At 52.8% G+C, this 16,345-nt stretch carries 18 protein-coding genes; 12 read left to right on the forward strand and 6 right to left on the reverse strand.

What is annotated here, in order from left to right; genetic code table 11:
- The first annotated feature begins 12 nt into the window (after positions 1-12).
- The 8 genes from AAIR21_RS05780 to AAIR21_RS05815 all read left to right on the forward strand — a co-directional run bounded on the left by AAIR21_RS05780 (position 13) and on the right by AAIR21_RS05815 (position 5,376).
- Complete coding sequence (locus AAIR21_RS05780) at positions 13-573, forward strand: lipoprotein (protein ID WP_020884685.1); 561 nt, start codon at positions 13-15, stop codon at positions 571-573.
- A gap of 125 nt (positions 574-698) precedes the next feature.
- Positions 699-1,745: a dihydroorotase gene (gene pyrC, locus AAIR21_RS05785; RefSeq protein WP_149376674.1), complete on the forward strand. Its 1,047-nt coding sequence runs from the start codon at positions 699-701 to the stop codon at positions 1,743-1,745.
- A gap of 74 nt (positions 1,746-1,819) precedes the next feature.
- Positions 1,820-2,065, forward strand: coding sequence for a DNA damage-inducible protein I (gene dinI, locus AAIR21_RS05790; protein ID WP_020884687.1), 246 nt, complete (start codon positions 1,820-1,822; stop codon positions 2,063-2,065).
- A 273-nt stretch (positions 2,066-2,338) separates the two neighbouring features.
- A complete protein-coding gene (bssS, locus tag AAIR21_RS05795) occupies positions 2,339-2,593 on the forward strand; it encodes a biofilm formation regulator BssS (RefSeq protein ID WP_008500827.1) in 255 nt (84 codons plus the stop codon).
- A gap of 116 nt (positions 2,594-2,709) precedes the next feature.
- Positions 2,710-3,828: an N-methyl-L-tryptophan oxidase gene (solA, locus tag AAIR21_RS05800; protein WP_020884688.1), complete on the forward strand. Its 1,119-nt coding sequence runs from the start codon at positions 2,710-2,712 to the stop codon at positions 3,826-3,828.
- 59 nt (positions 3,829-3,887) lie between these two features.
- Positions 3,888-4,001, forward strand: coding sequence for a DUF2770 family protein (locus tag AAIR21_RS05805; RefSeq protein ID WP_032670549.1), 114 nt, complete (start codon positions 3,888-3,890; stop codon positions 3,999-4,001).
- Between the two features lie 228 nt (positions 4,002-4,229).
- Complete coding sequence (locus AAIR21_RS05810) at positions 4,230-4,796, forward strand: cytochrome b (protein ID WP_032670551.1); 567 nt, start codon at positions 4,230-4,232, stop codon at positions 4,794-4,796.
- Between the two features lies 1 nt (position 4,797).
- On the forward strand, positions 4,798-5,376 hold the full coding sequence (locus AAIR21_RS05815; protein WP_020884691.1) for a YceI family protein: 579 nt from the start codon (positions 4,798-4,800) through the stop codon (positions 5,374-5,376).
- 41 nt (positions 5,377-5,417) lie between these two features.
- Here the strand turns inward: AAIR21_RS05815 and AAIR21_RS05820 are convergent, their stop codons facing one another.
- A complete protein-coding gene (locus tag AAIR21_RS05820; protein WP_020884692.1) occupies positions 5,418-6,467 on the reverse strand; it encodes a rhodanese-related sulfurtransferase in 1,050 nt (349 codons plus the stop codon).
- 222 nt (positions 6,468-6,689) lie between these two features.
- Here AAIR21_RS05820 and AAIR21_RS05825 point away from each other — a divergent pair, with 222 nt between their 5' ends.
- The 3 genes from AAIR21_RS05825 to AAIR21_RS05835 all read left to right on the forward strand — a co-directional run bounded on the left by AAIR21_RS05825 (position 6,690) and on the right by AAIR21_RS05835 (position 9,446).
- A complete protein-coding gene (locus tag AAIR21_RS05825) occupies positions 6,690-7,616 on the forward strand; it encodes a Kdo(2)-lipid IV(A) acyltransferase (RefSeq protein WP_014169534.1) in 927 nt (308 codons plus the stop codon).
- Between the two features lie 141 nt (positions 7,617-7,757).
- Positions 7,758-8,987, forward strand: coding sequence for a multidrug efflux MFS transporter MdtG (gene mdtG, locus AAIR21_RS05830; RefSeq protein WP_183516459.1), 1,230 nt, complete (start codon positions 7,758-7,760; stop codon positions 8,985-8,987).
- Positions 8,988-9,071: 84 nt separating this feature from the next.
- Positions 9,072-9,446 carry a MysB family protein gene (locus AAIR21_RS05835; RefSeq protein ID WP_020884694.1) on the forward strand — a complete coding sequence of 125 codons (375 nt, stop codon included), beginning with the start codon at positions 9,072-9,074 and terminating at the stop codon, positions 9,444-9,446.
- Positions 9,447-9,452: 6 nt separating this feature from the next.
- Here AAIR21_RS05835 and AAIR21_RS05840 read toward each other — a convergent pair whose 3' ends face one another.
- From AAIR21_RS05840 to mdoG, 3 genes are all read right to left on the reverse strand, one after another.
- Positions 9,453-9,680, reverse strand: a complete 228-nt coding sequence (locus AAIR21_RS05840) for a YceK/YidQ family lipoprotein (RefSeq protein WP_020884695.1) — start codon at positions 9,678-9,680, stop codon at positions 9,453-9,455.
- A gap of 81 nt (positions 9,681-9,761) precedes the next feature.
- On the reverse strand, positions 9,762-12,290 hold the full coding sequence (gene mdoH / locus AAIR21_RS05845) for a glucans biosynthesis glucosyltransferase MdoH (RefSeq protein ID WP_032681268.1): 2,529 nt from the start codon (positions 12,288-12,290) through the stop codon (positions 9,762-9,764).
- Complete coding sequence (mdoG, locus tag AAIR21_RS05850) at positions 12,283-13,836, reverse strand: glucans biosynthesis protein MdoG (protein ID WP_025204472.1); 1,554 nt, start codon at positions 13,834-13,836, stop codon at positions 12,283-12,285. The genes mdoH and mdoG overlap by 8 nt, the downstream gene beginning before the upstream one ends.
- A gap of 255 nt (positions 13,837-14,091) precedes the next feature.
- Between mdoG and mdoC the strand changes: the two genes are divergently transcribed.
- On the forward strand, positions 14,092-15,231 hold the full coding sequence (gene mdoC / locus AAIR21_RS05855; RefSeq protein ID WP_014169528.1) for a glucans biosynthesis protein MdoC: 1,140 nt from the start codon (positions 14,092-14,094) through the stop codon (positions 15,229-15,231).
- Between the two features lie 34 nt (positions 15,232-15,265).
- Here mdoC and ymdB read toward each other — a convergent pair whose 3' ends face one another.
- Both ymdB and AAIR21_RS05865 read right to left on the reverse strand, forming a co-directional pair.
- Positions 15,266-15,808, reverse strand: coding sequence for an O-acetyl-ADP-ribose deacetylase (ymdB, locus tag AAIR21_RS05860; protein WP_014169527.1), 543 nt, complete (start codon positions 15,806-15,808; stop codon positions 15,266-15,268).
- Positions 15,809-15,914: 106 nt separating this feature from the next.
- The gene (locus tag AAIR21_RS05865) at positions 15,915-16,235 is read right to left on the reverse strand and encodes a hypothetical protein (RefSeq protein ID WP_014169526.1); all 321 of its coding nucleotides are present in this window, start codon (positions 16,233-16,235) and stop codon (positions 15,915-15,917) included.
- Positions 16,236-16,345 lie beyond the last annotated feature (110 nt).

Consider the following 16,345-nt stretch of genomic DNA (forward strand, 5'->3'; position numbering starts at 1 on the left):
TTGAGGAACACTATGAAGAAAATTGTCATTGCCGCTGCATTCATTGTCAGCGGTCTGCTGGTGGGCTGTAACCAGCTTACGCAATACACCGTCAGTGAACAGGAAATTAATCAGGCGCTGGAAAAACATAACAACTTTTCAAAAGACATCGGCGTGCCCGGGCTTGCCGATGCGCATATCGTCCTCAGCAACCTGACCAGCCAGATAGGACGTGAAGAGCCAAACAAAGTGACGCTGAACGGGGATGCAAACCTCGATATGACCTCCCTCTTCGGCAACCAGAAAGCCAATATCAAGCTGAAGCTGAAAGCGCTGCCGGTCTTTAACAAAGAGAAAGGGGCTATTTACCTGCAGGAGATGGAAGTCGTCGATGCGGAAGTCACGCCGGACAAGATGAAATCTGTGCTGCAAACCCTGATGCCTTATCTGAATCAGTCGCTGCGTAACTATTTTAATCAGCAGCCAGCCTATGTCTTAAGTGAAGACAAGAGCAAGGGTGAAGCGCTTGCGAAAAAGTATGCTAAAGGGATAGAGGTGAAACCGGGAGAAATCATTATTCCCTTCACTGATTAACCCGTAGGGCGCCGAGGCGCCCTTTTTTTACGGAAAAGTGTGCAAACGAAAACGTTTCCGCTTATGATTTGTGTCCGGCAAAAACAGCCATCCGAATGACTGATTCCTGACAAGCCGGAGCTTCCATGACTGCACAACCCCAGGTTCTTAAAATCCGCCGCCCTGACGACTGGCATATCCATCTGCGCGATGGCGATATGCTCAAAACCGTCGTGCCTTATACCAGCGAAATTTATGGCCGCGCGATTGTCATGCCTAACCTGGTGCCACCAGTCACCACCGTCGATGCCGCAATTGCGTATCGCCAGCGCATTCTGGATGCCGTCCCGGCGGGCCATGATTTCACCCCGCTGATGACCTGCTACCTGACCGATTCCCTGGATCCAAACGAAGTGGAGCGCGGGTTTAACGAAGGCGTATTCACCGCTGCGAAACTTTACCCGGCCAATGCCACCACCAACTCCAGCCACGGCGTTACCAGCATTGATGCCATCATGCCGGTGCTGGAGCGCATGCAGAAACTGGGTATGCCGCTGCTGGTTCACGGTGAAGTCACGCATGCCGAGATCGACATCTTCGACCGTGAAGCCCGTTTTATCGACACCGTGATGGAGCCCCTGCGTCAGCGCCTTCCCGCGCTCAAAGTGGTCTTCGAGCACATCACCACCAAAGATGCCGCGGAGTATGTCCGCGACGGTAACGAGCTTATCGCCGCCACCATCACGCCACAGCATTTGATGTTTAACCGTAACCACATGCTGGTTGGCGGTGTACGTCCGCATCTGTACTGCCTGCCGATCCTCAAGCGTAACATTCACCAGCAGGCGCTGCGCGAACTGGTTGCCAGCGGTTTCTCCCGCGCGTTTCTGGGCACGGATTCCGCACCTCATGCGCGTCATCGCAAAGAAGCAAGCTGCGGCTGTGCGGGCTGCTTTAATGCCCCAACCGCTCTCGCCAGCTATGCAACCGTGTTTGAAGAGATGAATGCCCTGCCGCATTTCGAGGCGTTCTGCTCACTCAATGGCCCCCGTTTTTATGGGCTGCCGGTCAATGAGACCTTCATTGAGCTGGAACGTAAAGAGAGCCAGGTTGAGGAAGCCATTCCACTGACCGATGACACGCTGATCCCATTCCTGGCAGGTGAAACCGTTCGCTGGACGGTAAAACGCTAAAAAATCAGTGCCCCTTGTTGTCAAACTGATAATATACCTGTATAAATAAACAGTATATTACACAGGGGGCATTTATGCGTATTGAAGTCACCATAGCCAAAACTACCGTTCTGCCTGCCGGCGCGCTTGATGCGCTTGCAGGCGAATTATCCCGTCGTATTAACAACACCTTTCCCGAAAACGATGGTGCCGTAACGGTGCGTTACGCGGCCGCAAACAACCTCTCCGTCATTGGCGGCGCGAAAGAAGATAAAGCGCGTATCACCGAAATCCTGCAGGAAACGTGGGAAAGCGCCGACGACTGGTTCATCACAGATTAACACTGCTCCCTCATTGTGTTTTTTTGCCGGGTCGCCCCGGCTTTTTTTTCGCCTGAAAATCCAGAAAGTTCAAATTAATTCGGCAACTTCTTTAAAAATCGTGAACAACATGGTGTTTTATTGTTCGAACAATCCTAAAAAGCAGAAAAATGTGTTGCTAGCTGTTTATTTTTCCCTTAGGAACCCTTATTACTTGTATACTGAAGTTGCTTCAGAAAAACATGCATTGAACCTCGAAGTCGTTGTCTTCTAACACGCATTATGGGGGTTATAATGGAAAAGAATAGCGAAGTCATCCAGACCCACCCACTCGTTGGCTGGGATATCAGTACCGTAGACAGCTACGATGCACTGATGCTGCGTTTGCACTACCAGACCCCAAATCAGCTGAACCGTGAAGAAGCGGAAGTTGGACAGACGCTGTGGCTTACGACAGACGTCGCCCGTCAGTTTATTTCTATTTTGGAAGCAGGCATCGCAAAAATAGAATCTGGCGACTACCAGGAAAATGAGTATAAACGGCATTAGCGTTTAGCCCACTTTTCACTCTACAGGCACCCTCGGGGTGCCTTATTTATTTCTCCCTTGTATAAGCCCCCGATGTTAATTACTCTGCTAACAAAGCGTTAGTTTAAGAGATGCCCATGAAATATGATCTGATTATTATTGGTAGCGGCTCCGTTGGTTCTGCCGCCGGATATTATGCCACCCAGGCTGGCCTCAAGGTTCTGATGATAGATGCCCATCTTCCCCCTCATTCAGAGGGAAGTCATCATGGCGATACTCGCCTCATTCGTCACGCCTATGGTGAAGGCGAGCGCTATGTCCCGCTGGTACTTCGCGCGCAAGCGCTCTGGGACGAACTGGCTAAACAGACTGAGGAGCGCATTTTCGAACGCACGGGCATCATTAACCTTGGTCCTGCCCGCTCTGATTTTCTCGCCAGCGTCGAACGCAGCGCGAAGACATTTAACCTGGACGTTGAGAAGCTCGACGCGGCGGGGATCATGTCACGCTGGCCGGAAATCACCGTCCCGGACGATTATGTTGGTCTCTTTGAAGCCCATTCCGGCGTGCTGCATTGCGAAACAGCAATAAAAACCTGGATAGCGCTGGCCGCGAAAGCAGGCTGCGCCCAGCTTTTCAATTGTCCGGTCGAGGCCATTAAGCATGACGCTGACGGCGTCACGGTGACAACCCTGGACGGAGAGTACACGGCCTCCCGATTGCTCATCAGTGCGGGTACCTGGGTAACCCGTCTGCTGCCAGACCTGCCCGTACAGCCGGTGCGCAAGGTCTTCTCCTGGTTCCAGTCTGATGGCCGTTACAGTACGCAGAATAAATTCCCGGCGTTCACCGGCGAGTTACCCAACGGCGATCAGTTCTACGGCTTCCCTTCGGATAAAGACGCGCTCAAAATCGGGAAACACAATGGGGGACAAATTATCTCCTCTCCTGAAGAACGTAAACCGTTTGGCGCCTACCCACAGGATGGCTCTGAAGCCTTCTCGTTCCTGCGAAATATTTTGCCGGGCGTCGGTGGCTTACTCTATGGCGCGGCATGCACCTACGACAACACGCCGGACGAAGACTTTATTATCGATACGCTGCCCGGGCATGAGAACACATTGCTCATCACCGGTCTGAGCGGTCACGGCTTTAAGTTCGCGTCGGTGCTGGGTGAAATTGCCGCGCAGTTTGCCCAGGGTATTACACCGCAGTTTGATCTGACGCCCTTCTCTCTTTCACGTTTTAACGGATAATCCACCACGGGCTTCGGACGTTCCGGAGCCCGTTCTCTTGTTACGGTTTGCGGGGCGCTATGCGCAAAGTTGTGGGTTTTCTCATCAATAATATTCGTGAGCATTTGATGCTCTATATCTTATTGTGGGCGCTGCTGGCCATCATTGATTTTATTTACATTGTATTTTACTGAAAGTCTGCCTGACATTTATTGACATTACTTTATATTTACTTAAGTTAGAACAATTCCTCAATTAGCCCTTTGTTAAGTCTTGCACGAAGACATTGAATTACCTTTGCGGATCATTTTCAAAACCGCTGAAATAAATAAAATAAAAATCAATATCGACTTATTTCAGTTGCAATATCATTCCTTCCCGTTCATTTTTACTGCTCTGTTTATTTGATAATGGTAATCCTGATGCAATTGCGTAACACCTCCCGGCGCTATGGAATAATATCCATAAGCTTGCACTGGATATTTGCTATTGCGGTCTATGCCATGTTCGGACTTGGCCTCTGGATGGTGACGCTCAGCTATTACGATGGCTGGTATCACCAGGCCCCGGAGCTGCATAAGAGCATCGGCGTGCTGCTGATGATGGGGCTGGTTATTCGCGTGATCTGGCGACACATTTCACCGCCGCCTGCCGCGCCAAAGACCCACAGTAAATTTACCCGTATCAGCGCTGTTGCCGCGCATATTACGCTTTATGCGCTGCTCTTCGCGCTTCTGATCAGCGGCTATCTCATCTCGACAGCAGAGGGTAAGCCAATAAGCGTTTTTGGCATTTTTGATGTCCCGGCAACGCTTGCCGATGCGGGATCACAGGCCGATATTGCCGGGGTGATTCACCTCTGGCTGGCATGGAGCGTGGTTATCCTGTCCGTGCTGCACGGGCTTGCCGCCCTTAAACATCATTTCATCGATAAAGACGATACGCTAAAGCGCATGCTTGGCCGCTCGTCAGTTGACTCTGGAGCTTAAAATGAAAAAACACCTGCTGGGTATCGCACTGGGTTCTCTGTTATTTACCACCGGCTCAGCCGTTGCTGCTGACTATAAAATTGATAAAGAGGGCCAACATGCTTTCGTCAATTTCCGTATTCAGCATCTCGGGTATAGCTGGCTGTATGGCACCTTTAATGATTTTGACGGCACATTCAGCTTTGACGAAAAAAATCCTGCCGCCGATAAAGTCAACGTGACCATTAATACCAACAGCGTCGACACCAATCATGCAGAACGCGATAAACATTTGCGCAGTGCGGAATTCCTGAACGTGTCTAAATTCCCACAGGCCACCTTCACCTCCACGGAAGTGAAAAAAGATGGCGATAAGCTGGATATTACCGGCAACCTGACGCTCAACGGCGTGACAAAACCGGTTACGCTGAATGCAAAATTAATGGGCCAGGGTGACGATCCGTGGGGGGGTAAACGTGCCGGATTTGAAGCCGCAGGTAAAATTCACCTGAAAGACTTTAATATTACTACCGATTTGGGCCCGGCTTCTCAGGATGTCGAACTGATTATTTCCGTTGAAGGCGTTCAGCAGAAGTCATAATAGCTACGCCCGGCAGGCTTTCACGCTGCCGGGCATCAGCCTTATTCAGGGTCGGGAATACCCAGTTTGGTGTTCAGACGGCCACGGGATTTATTAAAAATCTTGTTACCGTTTTCCCGTCCTGCACGACGACGGCGCTGCTCCTCTTCCGGCAGCATACTCTCTTCACTGCACAGTTCGCTGCAGCATCCGTTAAATTTCTCGGCACAGGCCGGACACTGAATAAACAGCAAATGACATCCGTCATTTTTGCAGTTGGTATGAGTATCACACGGCGTACCGCACTGGTGACAATGGGCAATCACATCCTCTGAAATACGCTCGCCCATTCGTTCGTCAAAGACAAAGTTCTTACCGATAAAACGCACCGGTAAACCCTGCTCACGGGCACGACGGGCGTACTCAATAATGCCGCCTTCAATGTGCCAGACCTTATTAAACCCGTTGTGCTTCATCCAGGCGCTGGCCTTCTCACAGCGGATCCCACCGGTGCAGTACATCACGATCTTTTTATCTTTATGTTCCTGCATCATCTCAACCGCTTTTGGCAGTTGCTCGCGGAAGGTATCAGCCGGAATTTCCATCGCGTTTTCGAAATGCCCCACTTCATACTCATAGTGGTTACGCATATCGATGAACACCGCATCCGGATCGTCCAGCATCGCATTCACTTCCGCCGCTTTCAGGTATTCCCCGACATCAGCGGCGTTAAACGCCGGATCGTCAATACCATCCGCGACAATGCGTTCACGCACTTTCATGCGCAGCACCCAGAATGATTTACCGTCATCATCCAGGGCAATGTTCAGGCGTACACCGTTGAGAGCCGGATCGAACCCGTAAAGCAGGTCGCGGAAGGCGTTCACTTTGCTTTCCGGTACGCTGATCTGGGCATTGATGCCTTCACGGGCAAGATAGACGCGCCCGAAAACATTCAGCGTCGTGAAGGCCTGATAAAGCGCATCGCGGGTCGCTTGTGGATCGTTGATGGTGAAGTATTTGTAGAATGAGATTGTCGTGCGCGGTTCGGTTTCAGCCAACATACGCGCCTTTAACATCTCATTCGAAACGCGGTTGTGTAACACTGGCATGGTGTACAAGTCCTGCAATCGTTAGAGAGAATGAAAAATCGGTCGGCATCATATAGCAAACAATGACAATTTACATCCACACAATTTACGCTACATTTCACACACCCTAGTTAGTCAGACTTAACAATTGCTGCATTCGTACACGTTTCGAAGACAGACATTTTGGCTACGCCTCAAAAAATGAGACAATAGCTAAACAGGACGTTAGAACACAGGAAAGACATGACCCAGTTACCGAAATTTACTGTCGCCCTTTTGCATCCCCGCTATTGGTTGACCTGGCTTGGCATTGGTTTTTTATGGCTGATGGTCCAACTCCCTTACCCTGTGATTTTCCGTGTGGGCAAATGTGTGGGCCGTATTGGTCAAAAATTCATGAAACGCCGCGCCAGGATTGCCTACCGCAACCTTGAGCTGTGCTTCCCGCAGATGAGCGAGGCGGAACGTCATGAGATGGTGACCAGGAATTTCGAATCCGTTGGCATGGGGCTGATGGAAACCGGTATGGCGTGGTTCTGGCCAGACAAACGGATGGCCCGCTGGAGTGAAGTCACCGGGACGGGTATGGAGCCTGTGCATACGCTTCAGGCCAATAAGACAGGCGTACTGCTGATTGGCGTGCATTTTCTGACGCTGGAGATCGGTGCGCGTATGTTTGGCATGCAGGCACCTGGTATTGGTGTTTATCGCCCTAACGATAACCCGGTGATCGATTTAATCCAGACCAATGGCCGTATGCGCTCCAACAAAAGTATGATCGACCGTAAAGACCTGAAGGGGATGATCCGCGCGCTGAAATCAGGTGAAGTGATCTGGTATGCCCCTGACCACGATTATGGCCCACAATCCAGCGTATTTGTCCCGTTCTTCGCCGTTGAAGAGGCGGCCACAACCACCGGTACCTGGATGCTGGCGAAAATGTCCAAAGCAGCAATCGTCCCGTTTGTCCCGCGTCGCAAGCCGGATGGCTCCGGCTACGAGTTAATGATGCTCGAGCCAGAACTCGCGCCGCCGCTGGACGATGCGGAAACGACCGCTCGCTGGATGAACAGAGTGGTTGAGAAATGCATCATGCTCGCGCCGGAGCAGTATATGTGGCTCCATCGTCGCTTCAAAACACGGCCAGAGGGTATGCCGTCGCGCTATTAATTTTCCGTGCGGCCATCAGGGCCGCACGCTCATTTAGCTTTAAAAGCTCCTCCGCATTGCAGCGATCATAACCCAGGCGCATACTTAGCAGGCTTATTACTTCAGGCCTATGGTGCGCTGCACCTCATTATGCGGATTGTTATGTCACCCTCAGATGCCCCCATAAACTGGAAGCGTAACCTCACGGTTGCGTGGCTTGGCTGTTTTCTCACCGGTGCGGCGTTTAGCCTGGTGATGCCCTTCCTGCCGCTTTACGTTGAACAACTTGGCGTCACCGGTCACAGTGCGCTCAATATGTGGTCTGGCCTGCTCTTCAGTATCACCTTTCTCTTTTCCGCGATTGCTTCGCCCTTCTGGGGTGGCCTTGCCGATCGCAAAGGACGAAAGATCATGCTGCTGCGTTCGGCACTGGGGATGGCCATCATCATGGCGCTGATGGGCCTTGCGCAGAACGTCTGGCAATTTCTGATTTTGCGCGCGTTACTGGGCCTGCTGGGGGGCTTTATTCCTAACGCAAATGCGCTCATCGCCACCCAAATTCCGCGACACAAAAGCGGCTGGGCGCTCGGAACGCTCTCCACCGGAGGCGTGAGCGGCGCATTGCTGGGACCGCTGGCAGGCGGGCTGCTGGCGGATAACTACGGCCTGCGTCCGGTCTTTTTCATTACTGCCAGCGTCCTTTTTCTCTGCTTTATCGTCACGCTGCTCTGTATCCGTGAACGTTTCACCCCGGTCACTCGAAAAGAGATGCTCCACGCACGGGATGTGCTGACCTCGCTTAAAAATCCCAGGCTGGTGCTAAGCCTGTTCGTCACGACCCTGATTATTCAGGTAGCAACCGGGTCGATTGCCCCTATTCTGACGCTCTACGTTCGCGATCTGGCCGGTGACGTCAGTAATATTGCGTTTATCAGTGGGCTTATCGCGTCGGTGCCCGGCGTGGCGGCGCTGCTCAGCGCCCCGAGGCTGGGAAAACTGGGGGACCGCGTGGGCCCGGAAAAAATCCTGATATGCGCCCTGGTGATTTCCGTTCTGCTCCTTATTCCGATGTCGATGGTACAAGCACCGTGGCAGCTTGGCCTGCTGCGCTTCTTACTGGGAGCGGCAGACGGCGCGTTACTGCCTGCGGTTCAGACCCTGCTGGTTTACAACTCAACGAACCAGATAGCCGGCCGCATTTTTAGCTATAACCAGTCATTTCGCGATATCGGCAACGTCACCGGACCGCTTGTCGGAGCCGGGATTTCCGCCAGTTTTGGTTTCCGCGCCGTGTTTATCGTCACCGCGGGCGTGGTGTTGTTTAATGCGATTTATTCGTGGCTCAGTTTATCGAGGGCTTTACGACCGGTCGTTAATAAGACGAACGCGTGACAGCTTATTTTTGTATTCATACTTGCAGAACCCGATATTCAGCTATTCTTTCCCTGAAACCTTCAGGAAAACAGGGAGACACCAATGACCATGTACGCCACACTGGAAGAAGCTATTGATGCCGCTCGTGAAGAGTTCCTCGCCGATAATCCCGGCGTTGAGGAAGAAAATGCTGACGTGCAACAACTTAATATCCAGAAATACGTTCTGCAGGACGGGGATATTATGTGGCAGGCCGAATTCTTTGCTGATGATGGCGAGGAAGGAGAATGTTTGCCGGTCCTGAGCGGAGAAGGTGCGCAGGCCGTCTTTGATGGCGACTATGACGAAATCGAACTACGGCAGGAATGGCTTGAAGAAAACACCCTGCACGAGTGGGATGAGGGCGAATTTCAGCTCGAGCCGCCGCTGGATACGGAAGAAGGACAGACCGCAGCCGATGAGTGGGATGAGCGTTAATTTCCCCTATTCATAAGGGCCGTGCTGAGCGTCGATCGGCAGCAATAGCGTATCGAATACCAGTGAAAACGGTAAATCGAGCACGGTGAGATAGCGCCACGCTGAGTCACGTACATCCCATTTTACCCCGGGGTAGTACTGATTACCGTGGCCTTGCCCTGGAATGGTGCGGCTGATGATGCTGCCACAGCCGCTGAGTAAACACGCCATCATCACGGCGAGGATTATTTTCATCAATGACCTCTAAAAAAATACCGGCTTTTCAGCCGGTATTTTTATTTGCCGGGTAGCGTAACGCCGCCGGGCACAGAAGGCTTACTTCGCCTTCAGCGCGAGTGGATTAATTTTAATCTCTTTATAGTGGCTGACCCACGAAGAGTATTTTTCCGGCGCTGACCACACACGGTAGTGAAGGCGTGCCATCGTAACCGGATCGCTCAACAGCACCAGACGACGGTCGCGGTTGAGTTTTTCCGGCGTATCGTTCAGCGCCTGCTCAACGTGACGATCGCGGGCAATCTCCAGTACCTGGCTTGCACGGTGACGCGCTGTCGCCATGGCCGTCGCCAGAGCGTTAAATGACGGGTTAAACACCGCGTGCATAAAACCATCTTCCAACGAACGTTTGCGGTTCTGCTCAAGATACGTGTCGGTATCCACCAGCACCTGTGGCGGCGAATACTCTTCCGGGATCAGGAACAGTTTCCAGCGTTTGGTACGCAGCCCCACCGTTGAGCGGCTCGAAATCACTGACACAAACGGTGACAGGATCAGCGAGAAGACAATCGGTGCCAGCCAGAACAGGAAGCGCAGATCCAGCCAGGCCATACCTGCCGCCCATACCAGACCCAGCAGCAGCTGCGAGCCATGACGCATGAAGGCTTCCCCCCACGGCGTGGAGTCATCATCACGCTGCGGAGAATTCCAGACCACTTCCCAGCCGAGGAACGCGCTGACCACAAACACGGTATGGAACAGCATACGCACCGGCGCCAGCAGCACCGAGAACAGCACTTCCAGCAGAAGCGAGAGCGTCACGCGGCAGAAACCACCGTACTCTTTCGAGCCTTTGCACCAGATCAGAATGATACTGAGCAGCTTAGGCAGGAACAGCAGCACCATAGTGGAGGCAAACAGCGCAATCGCCAGCTCCGGACGCCACTGCGGCCACACCGGGAACAGCTGGCGCGGTTGCAGGAAGTATTGCGGTTCCGTCAGAGCATGCACCACCTGTAGCGCAGTAGAGAGCGCAAGGAACATAAACCACAGCGGTGCGGAGAGATAAGACATTACGCCAGTCAGGAACACAGCACGGTGAACCGGGTGCATCCCTTTTACGAGGAACAGGCGGAAGTTCATCAGGTTACCGTGACACCAGCGGCGGTCACGCTTGAGCTCATCCAGCAGGTTCGGCGGCAGCTCTTCGTAAGATCCCGGCAGGTCGTAGGCGATCCAGACGCCCCAGCCAGCACGACGCATCAACGCCGCTTCCACGAAGTCGTGCGACAGAATAGACCCCGCAAACGAACCTTCACCCGGCAGCGGAGCCAGCGCACAGTGCTCAATGAACGGCTTCACGCGGATAATGGCGTTGTGACCCCAGTAGTGAGACTCACCCAGTTGCCAGAAGTGCAGACCAGCGGTAAAGAGCGGCCCGTAGACGCGGGTTGCAAACTGCTGGCAGCGCGCATAAAGCGTGTCCATACCGGACGCTTTTGGCGAAGACTGGATAATCCCCGCGTTCGGGTTGGCTTCCATCAGACGCACCAGACCGCTCAGGCAGTCGCCGCTCATTACGGAGTCAGCATCGAGCACGACCATGTAGCTGTACTGATTCCCCCAGCGACGGCAGAAGTCATCGATGTTCCCGCTTTTACGTTTCACGCGACGACGACGACGGCGGTAGAAGATCTGGCCTTCACCCTGTACTTCCGCGATCAGTTCCATCCAGGCTTTTTGCTCGGCAACGCAGATGTCCGGGTTGTAGCTGTCACTGAGGATATAGACGTCAAAATGCGCCGCGTTACCGGTTGCCTTTACGGACTCCCAGGTCGCACGCAGACCCGCAAATACTCGGTCAACGTCTTCGTTACAGATAGGCATGATCAGCGCCGTACGGTGCTCAGGATTAAGGGGTTCATCCCCGACCGTTGAGGCTGAAATGCTGTATTTGTCCCGCCCCATCAGCAGCTGCAGGAAGCCCATCAGCGCGGTCCAGAAACCGGCTGACACCCAGCAGAAGAGAACGGCAAACAGCAGAAGAATGCCGCTCTGCAGGATATACGGCAGCAGCTGCATGAAGGAGACCCAGATATCCTGGCCCATCATGTCTGCAGGGTTGATAAGCGCCCAGCCCTGGTAAGGCAGAATGGTTTTCATGTACCAGGTAGCGACCACGGTCTGCGCCAGCGTCAGTAACAGCAGAATGTAACGACGAATGGTCCCCACGGTCCGCCATTTCTGTTCGGAGGCCTGCTCTTCTTTCGTCAGGCGCGACAGATAGCGCGGCGTAACATCACGCCCACGCAGGCGATCCCAGAAGCGGCCAACCGGGTTGGTGCGCCACGGGTCAGGGAACATCGAGGAACGCGTGGCTTTCGGCATTGCCTGAAGCTGATCGCGTCCTTCGTCGTCTTTAATCAACTGCCCTTCTGCCAGCGAGTCTGGCCATGCCTGCTCCAGACGCGCCTTTACTGACCCCAGCGGCGTATCATCGTCACGTGAAAACGGACGGTGTTCGCCATCCAGCGCGGTATGCACCGCGCGGATGTCGCTTTTAGGCAGCGCCGCTTTTTCAATGTCCGTCAGCGGCATGGCATCAATATATTCAGATGTATTATTCATTGGCAGGTAGCTGATAGCTCCAGGTTTCACTCAGCGGCTGATCGTTACTGACCAGCGCAGCACGCATTTCAGTGGTCTGTTTCGGATCTTTCACTTTCACGCGCAGCGTCAGACGCCAGCCTTTCGTTACCGGGTTATAGCGTACGGTGTTCTCAACGATTTCACCGTTATCACCGATGCTGGCCTGAGCCGCAACGGCAGTATCCGGGGACAGTTTTTTCATATCCTGGCCCGCGAAGTCCACAACAAAGGCCACGGTGCCATCAGGCTGACGGATCAGGTTAGACTGCTTCACATCACCCGTAGAACGGCGAGTCTGCATGACGTATGCGTTATCCGGCGCATGCAGTTTGTCTTCGTCGCGGCTAAAGGTAATGGTGTATTTGAAGTTCATCTCTTTACCGGCTTCCGGCAGCTGATCCGGCGTCCAGTAAGCAACGATGTTATCGTTGGTTTCGTCATTGGTTGGAATTTCAACCAGCTCAACTTTACCTTTACCCCAGTCACCTTTCGGCGTGACCCAGGCGCTTGGGCGCAGGTCATAGCGGTCATCCAGATCTTCAAATCGGGAGAACTGACGGCCACGCTGCAGGAGGCCGAAACCTTGCGGGTTTTCCATCGCAAAACTGCTAACAGCCAGATGTTTCGGGTTATTCAGCGGACGCCAGATCCACTCACCATTACCTGCATGAATAGAAAGACCGTTGGAATCGTGCAGTTCCGGGCGGAAGTTCGTCGCCGGTGACGGCTGATTCGGCCCAAACAGGAACATACTGGTCAGCGGTGCAACGCCCAGTTTGCCGACTTTATCGCGCAGGTAAACTTTGGACTGCACGTCAACGACCGTGTCACGGCCAGGCATAATCACAAAGCGATAAGCACCGGTCGCACGCGGGGAATCCAACAGTGCATAAATAGTCAGGCGTTTGTCGGTTGGTTTTGGACGTTCAATCCAGAACTCGCGGAAACGCGGGAACTCTTCACCTGATGGCAGCGCGGTATCAATGGCGAGGCCACGCGCAGAAAGCCCGTACACCTGCCCTGCCCCGATCACGCGGAAGTAGCTGGCACCGAGCATGCTGACGATTTCGTCGTTTTTATCTTTGCTGTTGATCGGGTAAAGCACCTTGAAGCCAGCGAAGCCCAGGTCTTTAACCGTATCTTTATCGTGCTGAACATTGCCAAAATTGAAGTAATCCGGGCTGTACTTGATTTTACGTACCGCGGTCGCCGTCACTTCATTAATGGCAACAGGCGTGTCGAAGTACATTCCCTGATGATAAAACTCAAGCTTGAACGGGGTTTTAATGTTGTTCCAGTACGCTTTGTCATGGTTGAACTGGATCTGCTGATAGTCCGCATACTTCATGTCGCGGAAAACGGAGGGCAAGTTACTTTTTGGCGCTTCGTAGCTCTTGCCTGCCATCGATTTTGCCTGTTTTGCGACATCGTCGATGTTAAAGGCCAGTGCCGATGAGGTATACAGAGATAACACCACTGCAGCACCCAACCAACGCATTTTCATCATCTGTGGTTTATGTTTCATAATAAGTAAGCACTTCCCCCTTTGTGTGCTTATATCGATCCGATCCATTTTAATGGAAACTCAGGCAATCCGACAACATTATCACTGCTTTGTTCAGCTCGCTGGCTCATGGATTAAGCAAATGAAAGAACCCGCTTTTCACTTTGCGTGCTTATCCTGGAGACAGGGTGTCGGTCTTGGTGTAGGGTTGGCTTCGAATGTAACCATTATGAGTCTTAGGGATAAGGCGAAAAGTCTGAGAATGCACAAAGTTATATGAGCTCAACACCTGTAGAACGTGAATATTTCCTCGACTCGATCCGGGCATGGCTGATGCTGTTGGGGATCCCCTTTCACATTTCACTGATTTACTCCAGCCACACCTGGCATGTGAATAGCCAGATGCCTTCCTGGTGGCTCACGCTGTTTAATGACTTTATCCATGCCTTTCGTATGCAGGTGTTTTTTGTCATATCCGGCTATTTCTCCTACATGCTGTTCTTACGCTACCCGGTAAAACGCTGGTGGAAAGTGCGCGTGGAGCGTGTGGGCATTCCGATGTTGACCGCCATTCCCCTGCTGACGTTGCCGCAGTTTATTATGTTGCAGTACGTCAAAGGCAAGGCGGAGAACTGGCCAAATCTGACGCTGTATGAAAAGTACAATACCCTGGTCTGGGAACTGGTGTCTCACCTGTGGTTCCTGCTGGTCCTGGTGGTGCTCACCACGGTCAGCCTGGTGATTTTCAGCCGCCTGCGCCATCGCCTGAGTACCCAGGCCGATACCTTCTTCGCCAATATTACGCTGGGTAAACTGTCTCTGCTCTTTTTGCTGCTGGGTATCGCCTATGCGGCCGTGAGACGCACGCTATTTATCGTGTATCCGCCGATACTGAGTGACGGGCTGTTCAATTTCGTCGTGATGCAGTCGCTGTTTTACATCCCCTTCTTTTTAGCCGGTGCGCTGGCATTTATTCATCCCAAACTTAAATCGCTGTTTACCACCCCGTCGCCATGGTGCGCCCTGGGTGCCGCTATCGCGTTTGCGGCCTATCTGTTAAATCAGCGCTATGGCAGCGGCGATGGCTGGATGTATGAAACAGAAAGCGTGATCACCATGCTGCTGGGCCTGTGGATGGTGAATGTGGTCTTCGCGCTGGGACACCGCTTGCTGAACTTTAAGTCCAGCCGCGTGACCTACTTCGTCAATGCTTCACTGTTTATTTACCTGGTGCACCACCCGCTGACGCTGTTCTTCGGCGCTTATATCACGCCACATATTGCGTCCAACACGCTGGGTTTCTTTACCGGACTGGTCTTTGTGATTGGGATTGCCATCGTGCTCTATGAAATCCATCTGCGGATCCCGCTCCTGCGTTTCCTCTTTTCAGGAAAACCACAGGCTAAAGCCTCATAAACAAACGCGGCGCACTCAGTGCGCCGCGTTTGTTTTAGCTCTCTACGTCCTGTCCACGCTGCGTGAGAAGCCGCTGATAAAGGTGCGTGGTTTCTTCGTCGAAACAGACAAAAATTACCTTCTCAGGCATCGGCTTGAGGGAGAGGTATCGGTAAACGGTCTCTACCGCGATCGTGGCAGCGGCAGGTTTTGGATATCCGTATACCCCAGTGCTGATAGCCGGAAAAGCCATCGTCTTATAGCCGTTATCCGCGGCCAGGCGCAGGCAGTTGCGGTACGCCTCCTCCAGAATACTCGCCTCATGCCGATCGCCGCCATGCCATACAGGCCCCACAGCGTGAATCACCGCTTTGGCAGGAAGATCTCCCGCGAGGGTAATCACCGCATGACCCGGAGGACATTCACCCTGCTGCTGACGCACAGCTTTACAGGCCTCAAGGAGCTGCGGTCCTGCAGCCCGGTGGATTGCGCCGTCAACACCGCCCCCGCCCATCAGTGATGGATTGGCCGCATTAACGATCACGTCGACGTGCATCGTCGTAATATCGCCATGAATGACTTCAATTTGCGGTTTCATACGTACCCTCTGCTACCCGCCTTTTTCTTAAGTGTATCGCAGAGGAGGTATGGATAAAAAACTATCGGGGAAAAACCTCTTCCGCCGGGGAGCGGAAGAGCGAGAATTAACGATACTGAATTTGAACAACCGCGAGCGTTTTTTCGGGATTAAGGTACTTCATGCTGAGAGTTGCGAGGCTGGAATCGTTGACCTGACCGTTAAGTACATCTTCATAGCTGACTCTGCGCGTTTGCATCCGATTATTATCCGGGCATGTCATTGCAAACGCGTCATGATGCGGTGTGACCACGCAGGGGTCTGCGACAATAGCGCCGCGAAAATGAATCACACCACCGTCGACAATCGTGGCTGAAAAAGCGGGAGTAATAAATGCAGAGAGGATCAAACCTAAACCATAAACCCGTCGGGCTAAATATTTGGTCACTATATGTACTCCTCAATGAAAGTCGTCCTTGAGGGGTAAACGCGCTCCGCTAGGGCAAACGAAGCATCACGTTATGGAACAGCACTGCACAGTTCCTGATAACAGCATAG

Source organism: Enterobacter sp. PTB (assembly GCF_051130085.1).
Taxonomy (GTDB): domain Bacteria; phylum Pseudomonadota; class Gammaproteobacteria; order Enterobacterales; family Enterobacteriaceae; genus Enterobacter; species Enterobacter ludwigii.